This window comes from Paenibacillus sp. FSL R5-0713 (assembly GCF_037973325.1).
In the GTDB taxonomy this organism is placed as follows: domain Bacteria; phylum Bacillota; class Bacilli; order Paenibacillales; family Paenibacillaceae; genus Paenibacillus.
Genome location: NZ_CP150229.1, coordinates 3,540,936 through 3,564,611 on the forward strand (window position 1 = coordinate 3,540,936; position 23,676 = coordinate 3,564,611).

General features: G+C 41.6%; 23 protein-coding genes. 17 read left to right on the forward strand and 6 right to left on the reverse strand.

What is annotated here, in order from left to right; all coding sequences use genetic code 11:
- Position 1 precedes the first annotated feature (1 nt).
- Positions 2-796, reverse strand: coding sequence for an SDR family oxidoreductase (locus MKZ12_RS15755; protein WP_339255339.1), 795 nt, complete (start codon positions 794-796; stop codon positions 2-4).
- 167 nt (positions 797-963) lie between these two features.
- Between MKZ12_RS15755 and MKZ12_RS15760 the strand changes: the two genes are divergently transcribed.
- From MKZ12_RS15760 to MKZ12_RS15770, 3 genes are all read left to right on the forward strand, one after another.
- Positions 964-1,845: a LysR family transcriptional regulator gene (locus MKZ12_RS15760; protein WP_339233673.1), complete on the forward strand. Its 882-nt coding sequence runs from the start codon at positions 964-966 to the stop codon at positions 1,843-1,845.
- Between the two features lie 199 nt (positions 1,846-2,044).
- A complete protein-coding gene (locus tag MKZ12_RS15765) occupies positions 2,045-2,794 on the forward strand; it encodes a pentapeptide repeat-containing protein (RefSeq protein ID WP_339255340.1) in 750 nt (249 codons plus the stop codon).
- A gap of 323 nt (positions 2,795-3,117) precedes the next feature.
- Positions 3,118-3,279, forward strand: coding sequence for a hypothetical protein (locus MKZ12_RS15770; protein ID WP_339233675.1), 162 nt, complete (start codon positions 3,118-3,120; stop codon positions 3,277-3,279).
- 124 nt (positions 3,280-3,403) lie between these two features.
- On the opposite strand, the gene MKZ12_RS15775 is transcribed toward MKZ12_RS15770, so the two are convergent.
- Complete coding sequence (locus MKZ12_RS15775; RefSeq protein ID WP_339233677.1) at positions 3,404-4,960, reverse strand: BCCT family transporter; 1,557 nt, start codon at positions 4,958-4,960, stop codon at positions 3,404-3,406.
- Between the two features lie 247 nt (positions 4,961-5,207).
- Here MKZ12_RS15775 and MKZ12_RS15780 point away from each other — a divergent pair, with 247 nt between their 5' ends.
- The 6 genes from MKZ12_RS15780 (at position 5,208) to MKZ12_RS15805 (ending at position 11,170) form a co-directional block, all read left to right on the forward strand.
- Positions 5,208-5,837, forward strand: coding sequence for a histidine phosphatase family protein (locus MKZ12_RS15780; RefSeq protein ID WP_339255342.1), 630 nt, complete (start codon positions 5,208-5,210; stop codon positions 5,835-5,837).
- 242 nt (positions 5,838-6,079) lie between these two features.
- Positions 6,080-6,238: a hypothetical protein gene (locus tag MKZ12_RS15785; protein WP_339255343.1), complete on the forward strand. Its 159-nt coding sequence runs from the start codon at positions 6,080-6,082 to the stop codon at positions 6,236-6,238.
- Entirely contained in the window at positions 6,198-6,980 is a 783-nt protein-coding gene (locus MKZ12_RS15790; RefSeq protein WP_339255345.1) for an ABC transporter ATP-binding protein, read from the forward strand. The genes MKZ12_RS15785 and MKZ12_RS15790 overlap by 41 nt, the downstream gene beginning before the upstream one ends.
- Positions 6,964-8,592 (forward strand): hypothetical protein, encoded by a 1,629-nt coding sequence (locus tag MKZ12_RS15795; RefSeq protein ID WP_339255347.1) that lies wholly within the window; start codon positions 6,964-6,966, stop codon positions 8,590-8,592. The genes MKZ12_RS15790 and MKZ12_RS15795 overlap by 17 nt, the downstream gene beginning before the upstream one ends.
- Positions 8,593-8,746: 154 nt before the next feature.
- Positions 8,747-9,151, forward strand: coding sequence for a VOC family protein (locus tag MKZ12_RS15800; RefSeq protein ID WP_339233681.1), 405 nt, complete (start codon positions 8,747-8,749; stop codon positions 9,149-9,151).
- Positions 9,152-9,238: 87 nt separating this feature from the next.
- Positions 9,239-11,170, forward strand: a complete 1,932-nt coding sequence (locus MKZ12_RS15805) for a fructose-1,6-bisphosphatase (protein ID WP_339255349.1) — start codon at positions 9,239-9,241, stop codon at positions 11,168-11,170.
- 321 nt (positions 11,171-11,491) lie between these two features.
- On the opposite strand, the gene MKZ12_RS15810 is transcribed toward MKZ12_RS15805, so the two are convergent.
- The gene (locus MKZ12_RS15810) at positions 11,492-11,701 is read right to left on the reverse strand and encodes a TetR/AcrR family transcriptional regulator (protein ID WP_339255351.1); all 210 of its coding nucleotides are present in this window, start codon (positions 11,699-11,701) and stop codon (positions 11,492-11,494) included.
- 147 nt (positions 11,702-11,848) lie between these two features.
- On the opposite strand from MKZ12_RS15810, the gene MKZ12_RS15815 reads away from it, so the two are divergent.
- The gene (locus MKZ12_RS15815; protein ID WP_339255353.1) at positions 11,849-12,790 is read left to right on the forward strand and encodes a 2-dehydropantoate 2-reductase N-terminal domain-containing protein; all 942 of its coding nucleotides are present in this window, start codon (positions 11,849-11,851) and stop codon (positions 12,788-12,790) included.
- Between the two features lie 266 nt (positions 12,791-13,056).
- Positions 13,057-13,857, forward strand: a complete 801-nt coding sequence (locus tag MKZ12_RS15820; protein WP_339255355.1) for a Cof-type HAD-IIB family hydrolase — start codon at positions 13,057-13,059, stop codon at positions 13,855-13,857.
- 79 nt (positions 13,858-13,936) lie between these two features.
- On the opposite strand, the gene MKZ12_RS15825 is transcribed toward MKZ12_RS15820, so the two are convergent.
- A complete protein-coding gene (locus MKZ12_RS15825; protein ID WP_339255356.1) occupies positions 13,937-14,833 on the reverse strand; it encodes an AraC family transcriptional regulator in 897 nt (298 codons plus the stop codon).
- Positions 14,834-14,956: 123 nt separating this feature from the next.
- Here MKZ12_RS15825 and MKZ12_RS15830 point away from each other — a divergent pair, with 123 nt between their 5' ends.
- Positions 14,957-16,333, forward strand: a complete 1,377-nt coding sequence (locus MKZ12_RS15830; RefSeq protein WP_339255358.1) for an MATE family efflux transporter — start codon at positions 14,957-14,959, stop codon at positions 16,331-16,333.
- A 69-nt stretch (positions 16,334-16,402) separates the two neighbouring features.
- Positions 16,403-17,032 (forward strand): sugar O-acetyltransferase, encoded by a 630-nt coding sequence (locus MKZ12_RS15835; protein WP_339255359.1) that lies wholly within the window; start codon positions 16,403-16,405, stop codon positions 17,030-17,032.
- Between the two features lie 551 nt (positions 17,033-17,583).
- Here MKZ12_RS15835 and MKZ12_RS15840 read toward each other — a convergent pair.
- On the reverse strand, positions 17,584-19,158 hold the full coding sequence (locus MKZ12_RS15840) for an FAD-dependent monooxygenase (protein ID WP_339255361.1): 1,575 nt from the start codon (positions 19,156-19,158) through the stop codon (positions 17,584-17,586).
- A gap of 128 nt (positions 19,159-19,286) precedes the next feature.
- Between MKZ12_RS15840 and MKZ12_RS15845 the strand changes: the two genes are divergently transcribed.
- Positions 19,287-19,922, forward strand: a complete 636-nt coding sequence (locus MKZ12_RS15845) for a TetR/AcrR family transcriptional regulator (RefSeq protein ID WP_339255363.1) — start codon at positions 19,287-19,289, stop codon at positions 19,920-19,922.
- Positions 19,923-20,079: 157 nt separating this feature from the next.
- Here MKZ12_RS15845 and MKZ12_RS15850 read toward each other — a convergent pair whose 3' ends face one another.
- A complete protein-coding gene (locus MKZ12_RS15850; protein ID WP_339255365.1) occupies positions 20,080-21,054 on the reverse strand; it encodes an NAD(P)-dependent oxidoreductase in 975 nt (324 codons plus the stop codon).
- Between the two features lie 148 nt (positions 21,055-21,202).
- Here MKZ12_RS15850 and MKZ12_RS15855 point away from each other — a divergent pair, with 148 nt between their 5' ends.
- The 3 genes from MKZ12_RS15855 to MKZ12_RS15865 all read left to right on the forward strand — a co-directional run bounded on the left by MKZ12_RS15855 (position 21,203) and on the right by MKZ12_RS15865 (position 23,648).
- Entirely contained in the window at positions 21,203-21,763 is a 561-nt protein-coding gene (locus tag MKZ12_RS15855; RefSeq protein ID WP_339255367.1) for an XRE family transcriptional regulator, read from the forward strand.
- A 215-nt stretch (positions 21,764-21,978) separates the two neighbouring features.
- Positions 21,979-23,211: an MFS transporter gene (locus MKZ12_RS15860; protein ID WP_339255369.1), complete on the forward strand. Its 1,233-nt coding sequence runs from the start codon at positions 21,979-21,981 to the stop codon at positions 23,209-23,211.
- A 5-nt stretch (positions 23,212-23,216) separates the two neighbouring features.
- On the forward strand, positions 23,217-23,648 hold the full coding sequence (locus MKZ12_RS15865; RefSeq protein ID WP_339233773.1) for a universal stress protein: 432 nt from the start codon (positions 23,217-23,219) through the stop codon (positions 23,646-23,648).
- Positions 23,649-23,676 lie beyond the last annotated feature (28 nt).

The window sequence follows — 23,676 nt, forward strand, 5'->3', positions numbered from 1 at the left end:
TTTAGACGGTAGGGATAGTTCCCCCATCAATGACATATTCACTACCTGTAATAGATGCTGCTCGGTCTGATACCAGAAATGCGGCCAGCTCAGCGACTTCTTCAGGAAACCCTGGCCGTCCAATGGGGATACCTCCGAGTGAAGTCATGAGTTGTTCAAGAGCACTTTCTCGACTTCCAGTTTCCGCTGCGATCCGATCAATTAGTACATCAGCCGCTTCTGTCTGGATAAACCCTGGAGACAATGTATTTATGCGAATTCCTTGAGGGGAAAATTCATTTGATAGTCCTTTGCTATAATTAGCCAGCGCGGCTTTTGCAGATGCATAAGCCAGTGTAGTTTCATATAAAGGCAAACGTCTTTGGATAGAAGTGAAATGAAGAATAACGCCTGAATTATTTTCTAACATAAGTGGAATTAAGCCACGATCAAGTCGAACTGCTGCGAGTAAATTCCAATTTAATGCATGAAGCCAATCGTCATCATTCAATACAAGTGCGCCTCCAGGTGGTGTGGTTGATCCACCTACGCAATGGACAATAATATCGATGCCTCCAAGTTGTTCTTTTACTGCTGTAATTATTTGATCTGTACCTTCAGGTGTGGCGACATCTGCTTGAACAAATTTCACTGAATTGGGCAAGTCAGTGGATACTGAACGGGCAGTAGTAAGGACTGTAGCTCCGGCGTATGCAAGTCTTTTTACAACAGCTTGTCCCATTCCCTTTGTTCCTCCAGTTACCAGCACCTTTTTGCCTTTAAATTCAGATAGAGAGTACTCAAATTCTTTATGCATAATTATTCCTCCTAGTAATAATATTCAATGATTAAAAACTGCTTTGTCTCTTAACATTGTGTTATGAGAGAGGAGCTAGAACTAATACTACACTTGCCACTTTCATAACGTCCAATTTATTATAATAATGAAAATGATGAATAATATTAATATAGGAGGTTGTCCTAATGGAACTTACACAATTAGAATACTTTATGACCGTTGCACGGCTTGAACATATGACATTAGCCTCCAAAAAACTCGGTATTACTCAGCCAGCGTTAAGTCATGCAATTGCCAAGCTTGAAAATGAAATAGGAGCTCCATTATTTGAGCGCAATGGACGCAATATAAAGCTGAACCGAAACGGTACCATGTTCTCTAAATGGATTGGTAGAGCCCTACAAAATATTGAAAATGGGCTCAGGGAAATCGAAGAGTGGTCCAATCCTGATACGGGTGTAATTACGTTGTCTTATCTAAACATTCTTGGTGTTGAATTGATTCCTAACCTAATCCGGAGTTATCAATTGAAGTACCCTAAAGTGCGGTTCGAATTGACACAAGGAAATTTAGGGGATATCGATGAACATCTAGAACAAGGATTTTCGGATGTTATGATTACATCGAGGGAATCTACTTTGGACAATCATCACTGGAAAACGGTTCAAAATGTTCCTTTATATATCGTTGTTTCCTCCCAACATCGTTATGCAGATTGTAATGCTCTTAGTTTGGCAGAGCTATCTGGCGAGCCGTTTATTGGATTGAAAAACAACTGCGGATTAAAAGAAACGATCATGTCCCGTTTTCGACATACCGGTTTTGTTCTTGCTTCGGCTTATGAAGCGGAGGACCTGATCACTGTAGCCGGTTTTATCAAATCGGGTCTTGGTGTATCAGTATTGCCAAAGACATTGGGGTTAATGTTAGATGAATTGGTCTGGATCCCTATCCTTGATGAAGGATGGTACTGGGAAATCGGGTTGAAGTGGAGAGAAGATCATCATATTTCCCCAGCAGCCAAAAGGTTTATTGCATTTGTTGAAACTTTACATCCAAAAGAATGACCGCCAAAATTTAGGATTGAAGAAGTCATGGCAATATGCAAGAACATCTATCTATTAAAGTCGCTTTTTAAGCGACTTTCTTATATTATTGGTACAAGATCATAGTCAATTACCTAGAAGTTATCCAAACGGGGCACCGAATGGGACTTTTTTTTTCTAGCACGGAAGAATATTTCGAAGAAATGATAGGGTGATAGGGATGAGAAGACTGGAGTCTGGCATGACAATAGACAACGAAATATTCACTGATATTGTCAGGTATGAACACGAAACGATCAGCGAAACAACCATAACAAATTCGAATATTGGTTCACCTATATTTTGGAGCTGTAACCTGAAACATCTTGTATTTGATACCTGCGATTTTACCAATGCGAGATTTTTTGCCGGTTGTACGATTGATCATTGTACTTTTATCCGTTCCGACTTACGCTCTGTTGGCATTGCCAGGAACGAAGCTGTTTTCACCAATTGCGAATTTCCCTCCTGCGATCTGAGAGGCATGACATTGGAGAATGCAACGTTTATCGACTGTACTTTTTTTAAATGCCGATTTAATGACCGGATTCTACAAGCGGCGAATATCGTCAATTGTTCCTTTACCGGCAAGCTGGTGGATATTACGTTTGAAGGAGATGGCACACAAAAGCTAATCGCCAATTTTGAAAACTGCATCCTTGACGGAGTTCGTTTTGTAGGCTGTGACCTAACGCAATGTATTCCGCCAAAATCAAAAAACCATGTATATGTTGAACAGGTATCCTCACGTGTGAAAAAGGCTATGAAGAAGATAGACGATGACGCTGATCTATCTGACGATGTTCGGAAAGTACTCGTCCGCAATCTGCGCAAGCTTGAGCATATGGAACAATATATTTTTAACACGGCGCATATGAAGAAAATATATGGTGATGTATTTGTTGAACGATTTTTCAGCAGTCTGGAATAATGCGTAAACAACTCGGCCGCGGAAAAATGTCAAAGGACACGAACATATTTTCATTAAATCGCTATTTCAACGGCTTATTTTTTTTGTACAAGTTCGTGTTTCGATTGAAGAAAAAAGGACTTGTTCTCATGTTGTATCTCCAATTAAACCTTTTACAATCATTGTCAGTAAGCTATAATAAAATAATCGATGGGAATACCGAATATAAAAGTGAAATAATGTAATTGTTCGAGACAAAGTATAAGTAGAAATTGATTACGGGATCGGCACGGCACATTGTGTTGAGTGACGTGAATCCATATAAAAAAATCGGAGGTATCGTTATGATCAAGAAGAAACTTTGCACAGCCGTTAGCGCAGCTTTAATCGTTTCTATGCTGGCTACTGGCGGAATCGTCGTTTTCCAAGGTAAAACAACATTAGAGGTAGCGAAGTCGGCAGGAGATAAAAAGGTTGAAGTTATTAAAGCTATCCAAAGCACCTGATGCAAAAGTCAACAGGAATCAAAAAACTTCAAATGTTACATAAAAAAAACCAAAGTTCCGATTGGAACTTTGGTTTTTTTATGTACTTGCATGTAATAGAAGGAGAAGATTGTACTACATTCCATTACGTGCCCGGAACTTCAGGCTGCAAGTTTTCTTGTTCCTCCAGCAGTCGTTTCAGCTTTTGGCGCTGCCGTTTTTCCTTCTGACGTCGCTCTTTGTCCTCAGCCTGCAGTGCCTTGAGCAGGGAGAAACACATCCCGATAAGGACTACAGCGAACGGCAATGCAGACACGATGGAGGCCGTCTGGAGGCCGTTCAATCCCCCACTAATCAGCAACACTACCGCAATAGCGGACTGCATGATTCCCCAAGTCAATTTCACTCTTGTACTTGGGTTTAGTTTGCCATCTGAAGACAGCATGCCTAACACAAAGGTAGCTGAATCAGCCGACGTAATAAAGAAGGTCATGATGAGGAGTGTTGCGATGAATGCTACGATCGAGCCCAAAGGCAACTGCTCCAACATAAGGAATAGGGCGGTTGTCGCATCTTCCTTGACGGCTTCCGCCAGATGAGCGGCATTGAACAATTCCATGTGAAGTCCGGTTCCGCCGAAGACTGAGAACCATATAAATCCGAAAAGGCTTGGAATAACCATGACGTAAATTACAAATTCCTTGATGGTTCTGCCTCTGGATACTCTTGCGATAAAAGTGCCGACAAAAGGAGCCCATGCGATCCACCAAGCCCAGTAAAATAACGTCCATGCTCCAATCCAGGTTTCTCTTGAGAACGGCGTCAATCTCAAACTCATGTTAATAATATTCTGCATATAACTGCCCAAGGTTGTCGTGAATGTGTCAAATATGAAAGAAGTCGGTCCAGTCGCTAATACAAACACCATCAATAGCACAGCTATAACGAGGTTGGTGTTGCTTAGAATCTTAATCCCTTTATCCAGACCGGAGGTTGCCGAGATTAGAAACAGTACGGTTACAATTGAGATAATGACAATCTGGGACAACGTCGAGTTAGGAATACCGAATAAGTAATTCAGTCCCCCACCAATCTGAAGTGCACCCAATCCAAGAGAGGTTGCAACACCAAAGATGGTGGCAATAACAGCCAGAATATCAATGATCTTACCAAGCCAGCCAGCCGCAAGACGCTCACCGATCAGAGGAATAAAGGTAGAACTGATCAACCCTTTATAACCTTTCCGGAACTGGAAGTAAGCGAGCGCCAAACCGATAACGGTATAAATCGCCCAAGGATGCAGCCCCCAGTGAAAGAAGGAATAACGCATGGAAAGTCTTGCTGCCTGCGCAGTTCCGGCTTCTGCTCCTTCCGGGGCAGATAAATAGTGGGACAGGGGCTCGGCAACTCCCCAGAAAACCAGTCCGATTCCCATACCAGCGCTAAACAGCATGGACAGCCAGGAAATCGTAGAATATTCCGGTTCATCATCGTCATCCCCCAGCCTGATCCCGCCAAATCGGCTGAATGCCAGATAAAAAGCAAAGATCAGGAAGAACAGTGTCGCTAACAAATAAAACCAGCCAAAATTCTGAATAGAGAAGTTGTAGGCAACGTTTGCTGCATCCGCCAGCTGATCAGGAGCGACGCCCCCCCATATTGCAAACAGTGCAACGATGATAATTGTGATGGTAAATACCATGATGAGACCTCCATTATGTAATCTTCATCCAACTTTTCCTTAGTATGTGCTAGTCCGGCTAGTTATCATTCGGAAAGCCAGCTGTTGATAACATAAAACAATTCGACGTGTATTGAAACAGGTGAGGAGAAAGTCCTCTTTTTCAAAGGAGAGGATTTATCGATTTTTGATGTCCCCCAAGGAGAAGAAATGTTGAATAAAAAATGATAAGAAGGGGGAAAGTAGGGAGAAAAAGGGGGGGAAATCCATGTACCGTTTAACCGTTCTAGCCATTAATCTTTTTCTGTTCTTTGGAGCATATCATACTGCCGAAGCATCAGAAATATCCACATCTTCTCTCATTAGTGATCTACAAAAAGGGGGTTACATCCTTTATGTCCGACATGGAGATGCAACAGTTGGAGTTGATCAACCAGATTTTAGTCTGACAGATTGCTCCACACAGAGGAATTTAAGTGCGCTTGGAAAGGAACAGGCAGAAAAATATGGTCATGCTATTCGGAAACTAAATATCCCCGTCCATTTCCCCGTGGAAGCAAGTCCCCTGTGTCGAACTCTCCAAACTGCTCAGATTGCGTTTGGTGCACAAAATGTAAAAGAAAATACATTTTGGTTAAACATATATAAACTCAGTCAAAATCTGGACACAGAAAATATAAACAGTACAATTCAAGCATTTACAAATGAAGTAGAGCAAACCTCTCCAACGAATTCGAACAGGCTTATTGTAGCTCACTCTTTTCCTAGCGGTCTGGGATTAGGAGAACTCTCGAGTATGGAGACAGTCATTATTAAACCACTGGGAGACCATAAAGGGTATCAAGTTGTTGGAAAATTGAAATTAGAAGATGTTTTACAGCAAGCTGGAATGTCTTAGATGTCGAGGGACAAGAAGAACATATGCTCATTCAAGTCGCTATTTTGGCGGCTTTTTTATCGTTTCCTGACGGAAAAATAAGAATCTAGAAATTAATAAGATCATATACTTTATATAAAGTGGTTCAAAGAGAGGGATTCTACGTTCAAAATTGAATACATTATGAAGGATTGTCTATTTTACCAATATTGGCTATATCGATCAAGAAAGACGATTCTCAAAATAATGAGAGGACTGATTATATGAAAACGACACAACTTTTAAATATGTTTGCAAATGAGAACAGTAACTTTGTTGTATCTATGAATGAAGATTCAGGTAAACGACTAACTAATTATGGTGAATGTGAGGAGAAAATAAATGAAATTGGTACTTCAGAATGTAAGGAAGAGTTTTGGTGATCAACACGTATTAAACGATCTCAGTTTTCAATTTGAAAAAGGAAAGATATATGGCCTTTTGGGACGAAATGGTGCTGGAAAAACAACATTATTTAATTGTTTAGGTGGCGAGATACAGGCAGATGGTGGCACTATGAAAGTCGTGGACGAATCCACATCACGTAACATCGAGATAGATGATGTTGGATATGTATATTCCATGCCATTGTTACCGGAGTTTCTAACGGGATATGAGTTTGTACGTTTTTTCATTGATATTAATTTTGAAGTGATTGAAGGTCGAGGAGATGATATTGACGCTCTCTTTGATATGATGCACATGACACAGGAAGACCGGCATAAACTCATTAAGCACTACTCACATGGAATGAAAAACAAAGTGCAAATGATGTTATTTTTACTCACTAAACCAACAGTAATCTTGCTAGATGAACCTCTCACTTCCTTTGATGTCATCGTTGCCAGCGAGATGAAACAATTGCTGCGAAATATGAAAAAGGATCATGTACTCATTTTCTCAACTCATATATTACAATTGGCAACCGATCTGTGTGATGAATTAATTATTCTGAATGATGGCAGTTTGACGCAGATTTCGCCCGATATCCTCACCCAGCCCGATTTTGAAGAGAAGGTCATTAAATTATTGCGAAATAAAAGCGATATTGCTCCTACAGAAACAGAACGGAAACAGATGGAAAACAGAGTTGAGAAGGAGAATGCCGATGCAGGAAATGTTTAGTACGATTTCTCGCATGCGGCAGCTGCAGATTATTACTCTCGTAAACCGCCTCATATATTTCATGCAGAGGATACCCGTTGTAGGCCGTTTAATTAGTGAACAAACCTATGCTGCTTTTCGGACGAAACGTATCCTTGGCGCGATCGCAGTGATTTTGATGTTTGTCGCTGGTCTGTTAGAAAGTTTATTGTATATCGGGGGCATGCTTGCATTGCCCATATTCTTATGGACAGAGGGATATAACACGACAGAGCGGTTTGCACTTCTTCTTCACATGTATTTTTGCATTAGTGGAGTCATGGCCGGAATGACTAGTGCAAAAGTTTTGGAATCAAACAAATTGAAGTATACTGCTGTTCGACTTATGCGAATTGTGCCTACCAAATTTATGCGAGCCGGGCTGTTTTACCGGTATACTACATTCTTTCTGTATCAAGGGATTGCCTTTTCTTTGGTTTCATGGTTCTTTGATTTTTCAATATCTCATGCGCTTCTGATCGTTGGAGTTATGACGATTTGGCGCGTAATGAGCGAAGTTATACATTTGGCCATTTTTCGATGGAAAGGGACTATCCTTATACAGAAAACATGGATTATGGGCTTGGTTATGATACTCACACTAACTGCTGCGTACCTTCCATTGACGTCACTGAGCATTCCTCTTGGGGGAGCGGTGATATTGGATCAACGGTGGCTTGTCACACTCATATTGTTATCGGGGACTGTTGCTGGTTATATCTTACTCAAACATACCGATTACACAGCAGCAGTACGCGCAGTAACGAACCAAGCTGATCCTTTGTTAAATACGGAAATCATGATGGCTAATCTTCAACAGAAAATGGTTCAGTCAAAAGATCATGAGCATAGTAGCGATTCCTCGGCTTACCTGCATGATCGCTTGCAACCTTCATTGGATAAAAGGGGATACGAGCAAATTCACAACCTCCTGTTTACTCGGCACGATCATCTCGTCCATTTGCCTTTTCGCAGACGTTTAACAGCTATTATGATCATCGGATTATTACTATCTTTCTTGGCACTCATCTTCAGAGATCATGTCTCTCTAAACACGGTGGAACGATTTACGCCTATACTCATTATGGCTATGCTAAGCCTGACAATAGGTCGAGAGGTTTGTAAGGGGCTATTTTACCATTGTGATATGCAGCTTATGCGCTACTCCTTTTATCGCAAGCATGCGAAGCAACATTTTCGTCTAAGATTTAGAAGTGTATTATCCTTAAACCTAAAATTAGGTGCGTGTCTAGCAGCCGTACTAAGTATCTCTATACTTGTTTTGTCTGAAGGAAAGGATATAAGTACATTGCTTGCCATCTGGTTTATGACGATGACACTGTCCATATTTTTCTCAGTACATCATCTATTGGTATATTATGTATTCCAACCCTACACAACGGAGTTGGACACCAATAATCCTCTTTTTACATTAGTGAACAGTCTTATTTCATTAGGCTTTGTTATAACGATGTTTTTAGGTCCAACTCTGTGGGTGCTCACTGTTGTCTTAATTGTATTGACTGTAGGCTATCTGTTCAGTGCGGTACCTGTCGTATCCAAATATGCTCAAAATAACTTTAGAGTGAAGTGAAAGAAAGCCCCAATCATTTTAAAACGCTACTGACATAACGTTGTCAGTAGCGTTTTTTTATCATTGGATATGTAAAAGTAAAAGATATGGATAAGTAACATGTCTGTTTTACAAAAAAATAGGACACAGTTAGATTTAGAAAGGATGATATATTGTGAATTTTTCTTCTGTACGCATCATTACTGACGACGTGGATCGTCTCGTTGAGTTCTACGAAAAAGTCTTGGAGGTTACGGCAGAACGACCTGCACCGGTATTTGCCGAACTCGTTGTGCCATCATGTACCCTTGCAATAGGACATACCCAGACGGCACAGTTATTCGGTACGGATGCTGTACTGAGCGCTCATAACCGTACTGTCATTATTGAGTTTCGAGTCGATGATGTAGAAGCCGAATATGAGCGCTTAAAGTCATTTGTCGATCATTGGGTAAAAGAACCGACCATGATGCCGTGGGGAAACCGTTCCATGCTGTTCCGCGATCCCGATGGCAACCTACTTAACCTTTTTGAGCCCGTGACTGAGGATGCGATTAAACGGTTTAAAGATAGACATTAACATACAGTTTCAATGAAATTTGTTCATCTACGACGAATTGGAGTATGATTGGGGAAGACATTACTTCTTTGGAGGGGGACATCTGTTTTGGATGAGCAGTTTCTAGATTTATTGGCCGAAAAATATGATACGGAAGAAAAGATCGTAACCGAGATCATCAACCTTGAAGCGATCTCCAATCTCCCGAAGGGAACCGAGCATTTTGTCAGCGATTTGCATGGGGAGTTCCAGGCATTTCAGCATGTACTAAGAAACGGTTCGGGTACCGTCAGAGAGAAAATCAAAGAATTATTCCGGGAATCTTGGACAGATCAAGAAATCAATGATTTTGCCGCTTTGGTTTATTATCCGGAAGAAAAAATACAGCTGGTCATAGGTGAACTGAGCAATAAACAGGCTCTGAACCAGTGGTATAGACGAACGATTGAACACATGCTTAAGCTTATCTCTTATGCCTCTTCCAAGTATACGCGCTCGAAATTGCGTAAAGCTCTGCCGGAGCAGTATGTATATATTGTAGAAGAGCTTCTATATAAGACGGACTCGACCAACAATAAGGACCCTTATTACGAGGAAATATATCGACAAATTATATCCTTGGGACAGGCGGACAAGCTCATCATCGGCCTTGCTTATACGACCCAACGCCTGGTAGTTGACCATCTTCATGTGGTTGGAGATATCTATGACCGGGGGCCGGACCCTGATAAAATTATGGACACGCTAATCAACTACCATTCTGTAGACATTCAGTGGGGGAACCATGATGTCCTCTGGATCGGTGCTTATGCGGGTTCTCTGGTCTGCCTTGCGAATATTATCCGGATCTGCGCCAGGTACGATAATCTGGACATCATTGAAGATGTGTACGGAATTAATCTGCGCCCACTACTAAATCTGGCGGAGAAATATTACGAAGACAATCTGCCCTTTAGACCTAAACTGCAAGCTGGCCATAACGTATCGGAGCAGGAAATTCTGCAGATCACCAAAATTCACCAGGCCATTGCCATGATCCAGTTTAAACTGGAAATCCCGATTATTAAGAGACGCCCATACTTCAATATGTCTGAAAGACTTTTGCTGGAGAAGATTGATTACGACAACAATGAAATTAATATCTGCGGAAAAACGTACACATTGGAAAACACCTGTTTTAGCACCGTAAATCCGCAGCAGCCTGAGCAATTGCTGGAAGAAGAACGTCAGGTAATGGAAAAGCTCCTGTTCTCCGTTCAGCATTCCGAAAAGCTGGCCAGACATATGAACTTTCTTATGAAGAAGGGTAGTCTTTATTTAAAATACAACGGGAATTTGTTAATCCACGGCTGTATTCCTTTGGATGAAGAAGGAAATATGGAAGAAATGCAGATTGAAGACAAGACATATGCGGGTCGTCAATTGCTTGATGTTTTTGAAGATTATCTACGCTACGCCTTCGCGCATCCGGAGGAGACAGAAGATCTGGCGACGGATATGGTATGGTACATCTGGACAGGGGAATGTTCCTCGCTCTTTGGAAAGAGAGAAATGACTACGTTTGAACGGTATTTTATCCAGGATAAAGAAGCACATAAGGAGAACAAGAATCCCTACTACCATTTACGTGAGAATGAAGAGGTGTGCCGGAAAATCCTGCAGGAGTTTGATTTGAATCCGGATCATGGACATGTCATTAACGGCCACACGCCAGTCAAAGAAATTCGTGGAGAGAGCCCTGTTAAAGCAAACGGTAAAATGATCGTGATTGACGGCGGTTTTTCCAAAGCCTATCAATCCACAACGGGCATTGCCGGATATACGTTGCTGTTTAATTCCTTTGGCATGCAGCTCGTCGCCCATCAGAAATTTAATTCAAAAGAAGATGTGTTATGCAACGGAACGGACGTATTGTCTGTAAAAAGACTGGTGGATAAGGAACTGGAACGAAAACTGGTGAAGGAAACCAATGTTGGAGAGAAGCTACTGCAGAAAATCTCAAATTTGAAGGACCTTCTGGAATATCACTATATGAATTAAAACGATTGCTAAAAACATCCGGATTAAATGTCGGAGTGTAATTAAGCACAGACGCTCGTACAGGCAGGGAAGTAAATACCCTGCCTGTACGAGTTTTTCTTTTTTTAAAGGGAGCGATGTAACAGAAGGCAGGAGCCTATGAGATGCCACCGCCACAGGAATCAATTATCCCTTAGTATTGATTCAGATGGGTAATTCCTCTTGAGTATAGGTTCTGCACTAAATTGAGAAATTCTTCTGATGATAAATCCTTTTCACGCTGGAGCCAAAGACGAAATAAAGCAAGGGAAGTTGTCAGGTAAAACTCAATTAAGTATGGCGTTATATGTCATTCAACAGATCATTTTCAACAGCGTCTAACAATGCGTAAATGTCCGTAAAGTATTGATAAAAGGTGCTGCGGTTATATCCTGAGTTATTTGCAATTTCCTGAACCGAAATTTTTTCAATCGGCTTTTGACTATATAGCTCACAGAAAACTACTATAAACTTTTGTCTTGTTTTCTCCGTTATTTGAGGTTGCTTTTTCATGTTTTCCTCCTGTTATGGAATACGAGTATTATCCGACAAATATTAAAAAACTGCTGGTTGATCAAGGCATAATGAAGATTTATAATCGCATCACACAACATGTTGTCTGATAATCAAAAGGAAATATTATTACCTAGGGGGTGGAACATGTCAACCACACAAGAAAGAATTTTAATTTTTGGTGCAGGTGTTATCGGGAGCATGTACGCAATTAAGTTTATTGAAGCAGGATTTGATGTTACCGTGTTTGCACATTCGAATAGATATAAATCATTGAGAAAAAATGGCCTGCAATATGTAGAAAAAGGGGCAGTTAGATCGATTGAAGTGAATGTCATTGATACACTCGAACATGACGATGTATATGATTTTATTTTCGTTACCGTTCGTTATGATCGATCCGAATCAGCGTTGTTCGCGCTAAAAGATAATCAAAGCAAAAATATAATTACGATGACTAGTAACTCCATTGGATTTTCCTCGTGGCTGGATATCGTAGGAGATAGACTTTTACCAGCTTTTCCAGGCTTCGGAGGACAGATTAAAGATGAAGTATTACATGCTCGATTTTTACCAAGGTTTATAGCTGCAACTGTATTTGGAGAAATTAATGGTGTGGTGACAGAGCGTATAGAGAACCTTGCAAAATTATTTAAGACAGCCAAGCTTCCCTACGTCATTAAAAAGGATATGCAATCGTATCTAATCACACATTCCGTATCAGACATTGCCATGTTGAGCTTTTTGCATTCTGAACATAAGATCATTGATCACAAAACAGCCAGAACCAGAACGACGGCACACCGAATAACAGTCACTTTGAAAACGTATCTAAGGGCAATACAACAAGCTGGCGTTTCACTCGATCCGCCCATTTTTAAAATGGTGCTTAAATTTCCGAACTTATTGTTGGATCTATTTTTTATGACATGGCTGCGAACTAAAATGGTTAGGGATATGATGTTGCCGGATTATGCAAATAATGCGAACAATGAGATTTTACAACTGAACAATGATTTGAGGAGATTTTTAAGTCAAAATGATATTACATCGAGAACGAACTGGATGGATAACCCAAAAGAAATGTGAAATGAAGCGATCACTTGTATCTCTCAGTTACCCTCGGTCCGTCATATTTCTTGAGCCGCTTGCAACTGGAATAAGAAAATAAAAAAATTGACATGAAACCAGTTACATACTTTAATCTTGTTTTGTAGCGAGAGATCACAATCATTCATATAGAACTCATGATGAGTTTATTTAAACACTTATTAAATATACATTATAAAGTGTTTAAATAAAGTGAATTATCTCAAGCACGAGAGCAAACAAATTATACAATGGAGGGCATAAATATGATTAAACTGGTAGTCACTGATTTAGATGGAACGTTTTTGAACAATAAGGGTTCGTACGATGTTGAACTTTTCAAAAAGGTTTATGCCGAGATGCAGCAAAAAGGAGTTACTTTTGTAGCCTGTACCGGGAAACAATGTGAACGTGTAGAAAAACTGTTTGATGAGCATGGCAAAGGAGTCTGGATTCTGGGTGACAGCGCTGCTCGAATCAAAAAAGATGGTGAAGTCATCAAAGAGTTCAGCATGGAAAAGGAACTTGCCATGAAGGCGATTGATCGAATTCAGGATTTCGACAACACGATGACTCTTATCGTATGTGCAAGCGATGCTGCTTACGTTCATTCTTCCATTTCCGAAGAAATGTACGAAGTCGTGAAGGGCTCCTATGAACGTGTAATCAAAACAGATTCCTTCGAAACCATTGAGAGTCATTTTATCAAAATTACGGTCTTTGATACGGAAGGACGCAGTACAGCATTAAGAGCGCATGTGGAGGGTACAATGTTCGGACAGATTTACATTGTTGACTCGGAGGCCAGATGGCTGGATATTACGGCATTACACACACACAAAGGAGAGACCGTGAAGAAGCTGCAAGACATGCTGGGTGTCACATACGAGGAGACGATGTCATTTGGTGACGGTGAGAATGATGTGGAGCTTATGGCCATCGCCAAATATAGCTTTGCAGTAAGTAATGCTTGTGATAATACGAAAAAAGCAGCAAGTTTCATTACGAAATCCAACGAAGAAAAGGGTGTTCTTCTAACGATTCAAAAAATCCTGGATTTGCAGTAATCCTTGTCTGACAAGGTACTACATGTTCGATCTAACGGGGGCAATCTTAGGATTGCCCTATTTTCATTGGATAAAAACGTTACTTGGGGTCCGAGTCGTTGTTGGTAACTTGTTTGCGATAATGCTGTGGAACTACACCCATCTGTTTACGGAAAATGGACGAAAAATAACTGGAGCTTTGAAAACCGCAGGCAAGTGCAATTTCACTTATGGATCTCCGTGTTTCTTTTAACATTTCACAGCTTTTCTGAAGTCGATATTGGGTGACATAGTTGTTTGGCGATTGGCCCACATATTTGTTAAACAATTGGCAACATCGACTTCTGCAAACAGCTCCGGCAGATGCGATCTCCTCAAGTGTTATCTTCTGATCATAGTTCTGGTGAATGAATTGAGTCATTTCCTGAACATGCGTTAATATGCCAGGTTGACCGGAAACAGGCTTCAACTGATCGCCAATTGTAGCGCACAACGACAACGCTTGGGATACCAAACGAAGTGGATTGGGAGGCGTATGTTCCCTATGCATTTCCCGATAGAGTTCCTGAATGGACTGTACGATGTCTTGTTGCCAGGCCATCTGCTCTGTGAGTACAACAAAATCAGCCATATTGGAACTGAACTTCTCTTCCCAGTACGTCTTAAGATATGAAGTTTTCTCTCCAAGGATAGAGGGATGAATAACGACCACCAGGAACGAACAATCGTCGTGATCCGCAGCAGCGTAACCAAAATGCAAACGTTGGCTATTCACAAAAAGTCCGTCTCCTTGATGCAATCGCGTGATACTTCCATTAACCGAGAAATCCATTGATCCCTTTAATATATAGATAAACTCCAGATCCACATGCCAATGTGCAACTGCGGCATGATTATCAAATTGATGAAGGCTTCCTTTGCGGACATAAAGGGGGACATCAGGAAGATTATAATCCAACCGTTCTGATAAATCAGAGAACACCTCTAAATCTGTCATTGAGAATCCCTTCTTTGCACAAATGTATACGATATTAATAAAAGTATAGCCAATATTGATGGAAACAACAACGATTACGTACTATCTTTATATTATTGAGAACAACCGAGAGGACAGATACAGGTGAGAAAACGCATGCAGATTCAAGGGTTCGGCAAACGCGATTTTAATCGAGAGTTAGTCTCGCTTGTAATCCCCATTGCACTACAAAATCTAATATCCGCAACGGTGATATCTGTTGATGTGATCATGCTGGGTATGATCAGTCAATCTGTAATGGCAGCCGTATCACTCGCCGGACAAATCACCTTTACCTTAACATTGTTTTACATGGGATTGTCAGCGGGGGCGAGTATCCTCACTGCCCAGTACTGGGGGAAGAAGGACTCATTAACCATACAGCGCATTCTGAGTATTGCCTGTGTATTCTCCCTAAGCATATCGATTCTGTTTTTCTTGTCTTCCTTCCTGATTCCCGATACACTCATGCGCTTATTCACCAATGATCCTGAATTGATTCAATATGGTTCAAGGTTTTTACAGTTTAATTCCTTTTCTTACCTCGTCATGGGATTATCGCATATGTATCTGAGTGTAGTTCGAAGTATGGAAAATGCAAAACTCAGTGCGTGGGTCAGTTCATTATGCTTGGTCTTAAACATTATATTTAATGCTATTGGCATTTTTGTACTATTCCCATCCAATCCGGAACTTGCGATTGCGGCAGTGGCTCTTGCCACGGTCTTGGCACGTATAATTGAACTGGCATGTTGTGTGATTCATTCCTTTACTAAGGGATCCATTCGCTTTCGTTTACCAGTACGTGACAGTATGCATCGTAATCTATTAAAGGATTTCCTGAGATATACCCTGCCTGTGCAGGGGAATTATATCGTATGGGGAGGAGCACTTACCGCTACGGCTGCCATTATAGGCCATGTGAACTCCGATATGGTAGCGGCAAACTCCATCGCATCTGTAGTCAAGAACTTGGCGGTTGTTCTCTGTGGCGGCATAGCTACCGGGGGCTCTGTACTGATTGGAAAGTATCTGGGGCAGGGTGAAATGGAGAAAGCTAAGTATGCGGGTAACCACATGTGTTATTATGCACTCATTTTTGGAGCCATTGCAGGCTGTACCATTTTGCTTATTAAACCTTTAGTTTACTCCATCGTCAGTCTGAGTCCAGTCGCTCAAAGCGATCTGGATGGCATGTTATACATTAGTGCGTATTATTGTATTGCGAAGTCTTTTAACTCCACAACGATAGCAGGTATATTCCCGGCCGGTGGAGATGCGAAGTTCGGATTATGGTGTGACATGGTTGTCATGTGGCTTATTATTTTACCACTTAGTTACCTGTGCGCTTTTGTTTGGCAAGTATCTCCCATTTTTTTATACGTCATCATCAGCTTAGACGAGTTAATTAAACTACCCATTGCTTTCACCCGTTATCGTCAGTTTAAGTGGCTCAATAACTTAACTAGAAACTTTACATAAACCTGATCTTACCAGGGGTTATGTAACTTACTCTACTAAATAATAGCTTTTCATAAAGGAGAAGATGATATGAATATCCGTGAACGAATGGCAAGCAAACAATTATTTTCAGATGATGATGCAAATTACCCGAAAGAGGCTGCGGAATTAGCCAAAGCACGCCAGCGAGGTAAAGCCTTATGCTATGAAATAAATAATTTGCATCCAGATGATGTTGAAATGCGAAACACGTTAATGAAGCAGCTTTTTGGTAGTATGGGGGAAAATGTGTGGATGGAGCCGCCACTTCGGATGTCCTATGGCTCAAATACGACCCTAGGAAATAATGTATATATTAATTTCAATCTGACCGTGGTGGATGACTATACAGTAACCATTGGGAATGATGTCATGTTTGGCCCAAATGTAACGATTGCTGTAACGAGTCATCCTGTGCACCCGGAGAAGCGCAAAGAAGGCGGAATGTTTGCATTGTCCGTGGTTATTGAAGATGGGACGTGGATTGGAAGCGGAGCGATTATTCTACCAGGCGTCACAATTGGCGAGGGTAGTGTCATTGGTGCCGGCAGTGTTGTAACCAAGGACGTGCCTGCAAACGTAATTGCTGTTGGAAATCCATGCAGAGTGCTTCGTGAGATTACCGAACAGGATCGAGAATTCTACTACAAAGATATGCGTTTTAATCAGGTTGAATGGTAAAAGAAATGACATCTACCTTCTGGAAAGGAGTTCATTGATGATTATGGATATCATATATGCGATTATTACATTGTTAGCTCTGTTTTTTGTCCTTAGAGCCATTGTTCATTCCCGGCGAACCCATTTCATAGCTAGTAAAATGAACAGACATTTTGAACATTACTATAATGAAGATGCCTATCATAACGATATTGCCTCTAAGGATTAACATTGGTATCTCTTCCACGTTGCATTGCTCACCTGGTATGACGGTTTTGCATTCAAATGATCTGGTGAAAACTTATATCAATACAGTCTGGATGGAGAGTCATTTATCAGCTTTGGTGAAGTCTTCCACTTGGATGGGGGCATTATCGAGGAGACCGGGTCGGCGTGTACAACTTGAACCACGAAGCAGAACAAGGCTATGCGGATGTAGAATTCTTCAATTACGATTCTGAAGATGCTATTAAAAATCGTTGATTCATCTTCCTGGAAACTTAGCGGCTATTACTCGGAATATGTTCTTGTCCCAAACCGAAGACAAGACCCATATTCCGATAGTGTCCCAATCAGTTTACGCGATAGATGGAATTCAAGTAATTCGAAATTAATGCGGTATCATCCAGAGAGGTACGCAGTGCGATGTAACCGTCGGGACGAATCAAGACGAGTTCTTTGCTTGCTACATTGTATATTCGATAGGCATTGCCTTCTGTGTCTATGATGCCTTCCGTCCCATCTGCGTTAGATGGCAGGATATAATGCACATGGAGTTCATCGTCGGTGAAGTTATTTAAGGAAGGAACAATACAATCAACGCAGTTTGCAAAAGCCAAAAGCGTCCAGTGTGGGCCGCGCAATAGGTCAAATATACTTCCTGCAAATCCGGTGCCTTGCAGGCCCGTAGCATTAGGAGCACGGTCCCCAGGAAAGGGAGAGGCAGTCTGGGGTAAAGCATACGGGCGAGTAAGAGAACTTGACCGATAGGAAATGAGGAGTCCACTCGTCAGATCGTCGGATATGGTACTCAAAGATTGGGACAACTCTCCGCTTTCTGTCACCGTTGCAACAACCGCTCCCATCTTCTTCGTGCTGTCCTCAAGCACGGCTTGAGCCACAGGACGGCGCTCTTCATCGTACGTGTCGAGTAAGGAGGTATCCGCTCCGCGAATGACAGCAGCGAGCTTCCAGCCCAGGTTGTACGCGTCCTGTATGCCGGTATTCATGCCTTGACCGCCTGCCGGTGAATGAACATGGGCAGCATCGCCAGCAAGGAAAACGCGGTCTTTACGATAACGTTCTACCATTCGAACGTTGACCCGGTAGATGGACAGCCAGGAAGCATCTGTGAGTCGAACACGTCCAGCCCCGGCGCGCCGGTCAAACATGGCTTGATATATCTCTAGCGACGGCTGCTCTGGTTCTTCGTGGTCTGCTGGAATGGTAGCCTGCAGTTGCCAAATATCGGATTTCGGCAGCGGTGTCACTCCGACCATCCCCTCTGAAGATGTCCAAATATAGATACGGTCACGATCTAATCCTTCCAATCGTACATCGCCAAGATACCATCGCTCATGATCGTGTGTTTCTCCAACCAGCGGTAATTGAATAAACTTGCGAATATTGCTTTTGCCCCCGTCAGCGCCGACGACATAACGAGTGCGAATGTGCTCTTCCCCTTGTGAGGAATTTACGGTTACCGTTATACCATCCACATCCTGAACAAGCCCTGCAGCTTCCATGCCCAACTCAACATGCCCGCCAAGCTCTGCATATCGGTCACGCAATGCTTTTTCCACATCAAATTGAGCAATCCAGACCGGATCACGATAGGGGGTTTCAAGTTCGACGCTGGCTGCCACGGTAATAGACGGCTTATCCACACTCCTGCCATCTGCGGTATAATAACGAACAGGCAGATCTACGACACCTGTGTCAACAATGTGATGAACGGCGTCCAAGTCATCGACCACTTCAAGCGAGCGAGGCTGGATTGCTTTAGCACGAGAAGCAACGTTGTATAAGGTGCTTCGTTCAATAATACGATGGGCGACGTTTCGACGGGCAAGATCGCAGGCAAGTGTAAGCCCAGTGGGACCGGCCCCGACAATAAGAACATCAACAAAAGACCGCATGGTATTCATGGTTGAATCCTCCTTGATCATTGTTTTGATAGGTTACAAATGTTATACTACACCGTGCAGTGTAGTTTGTAAACAAAGCTTTCACTCTAAGCGTTTTCTGATAGCATACATATAGGGGGAATAGAGGAATGGAACATACGGAAAACAAGAAAATCCGAAAGGGCTCTTCTGACAAACGAGCTAAAATTATTACAGCAGCAAGAGATCTATTTCTTTCAGATGGTTTTGAGCGTTCCAGTGTCGATGCGATCGCAGCAAAAGCAGGTGTTTCCAAACGGACCGTTTACGATTATTATGGTGACAAACAGAACCTGCTGCTTACCGTTGTGGAAGATTCCAGCTCTGCGGTTCTTGACATGATCGAGCAAGGGATTTCAGACCACCTCTCGGAATTCACAGATCTGAAACAGGCACTCATCTTGTTTTGCGAGCAAATAGTAGCTTCTGCGAACGGCTCATCCGACTATAAGGCTTTGATCCGTTTGGTTATGGTGGAAGCTGCCAACCTGCCAGACTCATTTTTGGAAAGGCTGGATAAGGCAACTGAAGAAAGGCTCATCAGGAGATTTACAGCGTTTGGTCAAGACGGATTGCTTGATGTGCCCGATCCTGAAATGGCTACCAAACATTTCACTGCATTAACGTTTTTATTGGTCTTTAATCAACCTGGACAAACAGGAACATTGGGGGCGGAACAAACCAAACATATCATCACTGAAGGGGTACGTGTCTTTCTTTGCGCATATGCACCCCGTGGCGTTTAAAACGAAAATCAACCTCATCCGTACGAATTGCGATTTCGCTTATCGATAAAACACTGGTGGGGCTGCCAAATTAGCATAAACATATGCTGAAGATATGTAGGCATTCAAAAGCAGAACAGGAAGAAGGTCTGGGCAGATTACACCCAGACCTTTATTCTTACATTAGATTATCCGTGGAGGGAGTGCAAGGTAACTGATTGAGCTTGCTTTCAGGCTCTTCACCATTTTCTACACGTTTTATATTCTTTATAAAAAAATCATATCTTGTTTTATGATATTTCCGACCATCAGGCATTCCCGCTGTATGGGGAGTAAGTATTACATTACTCAGATTCCGGAGCTCACTGTCCAGAGGAAGGGGTTCAGATTCAAACACATCCAGGCATGCACCTGAAATATCCCCGTTTTTTAATGCATCTATTAAGTCCTTTTCGTTGACAATCCCGCCACGGGCTGTGTTGATAAAAAGAGATGTATTCTTCATTTTTTTGAATGTCGCTTTGTTGATCATCTGTTTGGTCTGTTGATTCAAGGGTACATGTACACTGACGATGTCCGATGTGCTTATAAGCGTATCGAAATCCACCATTTTCACCAAATCGTCCGATTGTGCAGTGGCATTTCTGGCATAAGCCAGCACATTCATATCAAAGACCCTGCAAAACGCAGCTACTTTTTTTCCGATCGCGCCCAAACCGATAATCCCAATCGTTTTGTCTTTTAATTCACTCCCTGCATAGTCTAATTGATGTTCATCCATCTTGTTTTTCATGAAAGTATCCAGAAACGGTATGTTTTTATAATAAGACAATATCAGTGCCATTACGTGCTCGGCCACTGCCTGTGCATTTACTCCTGCAGCATTGGCCACCCAAATGCCGAGCTGTGTACAGGCAGGGACATCCACATTATCATATCCCGCACCCGTCTGTACCAATTTCAATTTTTTTGCGATAGAAAGCAGGCTATGATCCACTTTAATATGTTCAGGAATGATTACCTGACAATCTTTAATATGATGCAGCATTTCGTTTCCAGGCGGAACAATTACAACGTTCCAGTCTTGCGGAAAACACCTTGCAATATTTAATTTTGAGGTCTCGCTAAAATAACCAACGATGAGAATCTTCATTTGTCAAACCACCTTTCATAACCTATACCATTTTTCAAATATAACACGTATGATGTTCGTTATTGAGTAACGTCGTTAGGAGAGTATGGAAAAGAATCCAAATAAACAATATACTAGCTATATAGTTTTTTGTAGAGGTGAATATCAAATGGATGAAATGCATGAATCAAAACAAATTGTATTACAAATCGGCATTGCATTGAAAAAGTACAGAAAAGAAAAAAACATGACCTTAGACGACTTATCCGAATTAACAGGCGTAAGCAAACTTACACTGGGAAATATAGAACGTGGCGAGACCAATCCAACTTTGGCCATTATATGGAAAATATCAAAGGGAATATCTTTACCGCTATTGGCTTTGTTCACAGCAGAGAAACCTGTTAGTTTGTATCGGGCAGGCGAGGGACTGCGGTTTTCTAATGATGAAAAAAATTGGATCATTGAACCCGTTTTTAAAAGCAATGATATTGAAATGTGCCGGGCTTATTTACAGCCAAACAGCTCATATTACCCTGAAGGTCATCATGTGAATACAACTGAAATTGCGACAGTAATGACCGGTTCCATTGAGTTACAAGTCAATGGAGAGATTCACATATTGAATCAATATGATACGATCAGTTTCCGTGCAGATTACCCTCACGCTTATACCAATCATACGAATAGCGAAACAGTGCTCCATATATCCTTAAAATATGGTTTCTAAAAGTCGAAAAGCCACTTATTAAATGCAACTCCGAATTCCATGACGGAAACTCGGAGCTGCATTTTTTTAGGTGGTTTTAGTATATCATAAAATATTTATTGTTTAATAAAGTATATTATAATATACTTTATTTATTCGCGCGAATGTTATAGCAAAGTTTTTAAGCAGCAGGAAGGAAATATAATATGCAAGAATTCAGGAAGGAGACATAAAGAATGCCGACTAAACAAAATAAAAAATTCGTGCCATCCTCTATAGCGTTGATCATTCTCGGCATTATCGTTATTGCAGCTAATTTACGCACGCCCTTGACCTCAGTTGGTCCTTTAGTGGGTTTTATAAGGGATGACGTTCATATTTCTAATACATTAGCAGGTCTGATCACAACGGTACCTTTGCTTGCCTTTGCTTTATTATCACCTCTCGTACCCAAATTAGGGAGAAGGTATGGGGTTGAGCGTATCATTTTGATTGCCTTAATCTTGCTGACTGTTGGTATTGTAATACGATCTTTATCTGGTGCAGTTAATCTGTTTATTGGGACAGCAGTTCTTGGATTCGCCATTGCCGTATGTAATGTATTATTGCCGAGTATAATCAAACGGGATTTTCCAAATAAAATCGGATCCATGACAGGAGTTTACTCTATTTCAATGAATTTATCTGGGGCAATCGCTTCGGGAATCAGTGTACCGCTAGCCATAACCGCAGGGCTAAAATGGCAGGGAGCACTGGCGGTATGGGGGATACTAAGCTTTGTATCAATCCTGTGTTGGTTACCTCAATTAAGAAATCAAACGGACCAAACAGCCAAGACGAGTCAACAGATGGCCAGCAACGATGTGAATGTCTGGCGATCCCCGCTTGCCTGGCAAGTAACGATTTTTATGGGGATACAGTCCATGGTTTTCTATGTGTTGATCGCATGGTTGCCCGAAATTTTAAAGCAGCAAGGAATTGAATCCAACCAATCAGGCTGGTATCTCTCCATCATGCAGTTAGCTATGCTTCCATTTACCTTTATTGTGCCTGTGATTGCTGGGCGCATGTCTAGTCAACGCTTGTTAGTCGTCATCACAACCATTTTGCTTTTGACCGGGACGCTCGGACTTCTTTACGGCAGTTCCAATATCATTCTGTTGTGGATCATCATACTCGGAATTGGTGGAGGCTTCGCCTTTAGTTTGGCCATGATGTTTTTCGGGTTACGCACTGAAAATGCGCATCAAGCAGCGGAACTATCTGGTATGGCCCAATCGATCGGATATCTTCTTGCCGCACTCGGTCCAGCTCTTATAGGATATCTGCATGATGCAACAAATAGCTGGAACCTGCCACTTTTCATTCTTCTAGGGGCTTCGATCTTACTCTTTTTAGTGGGTATAGGAGCAGCAAACAACCGCTTTGTGGGTAGTCAAAATAGTTACGAAATGTCACGGAAAGGATGATAACTATGTTTGACAAAATTCTGGTCGCCATTGATAAAGGCGAAATAACGAACAAACTCCTTGATGCAACCGTTGAAATAGCACAAAATAAACAAGCTCAAGTTACCTTGGTTCATGTTAGCCAGAGTTATGTGCCGATCGGCATGACGTTTTTACCAGAGAATTTTCTGGAAGACATAATGAACGAAATGGAGAAAGCGAGTTTGGAACAGTTGCATCAAGCCAAATCTAAATTAAAGTCTGCGGGAATTAACCCGGAAACTGTTCATCTTAAGGGAGATCCTGGGCATGAACTATTGAATTATGCAAGGGATACCGAGCAGCAACTTATTATTATCGGAAGCCGTGGGCTAATAGGCATAAAAGAAATGATGCTTGGAAGTGTCAGCCACAAGGTTTCACAGTTATCAAGTTGCCCAGTCCTCATTGTTCATTAACTCCTCTATACAGCGGCATTTCAGGATA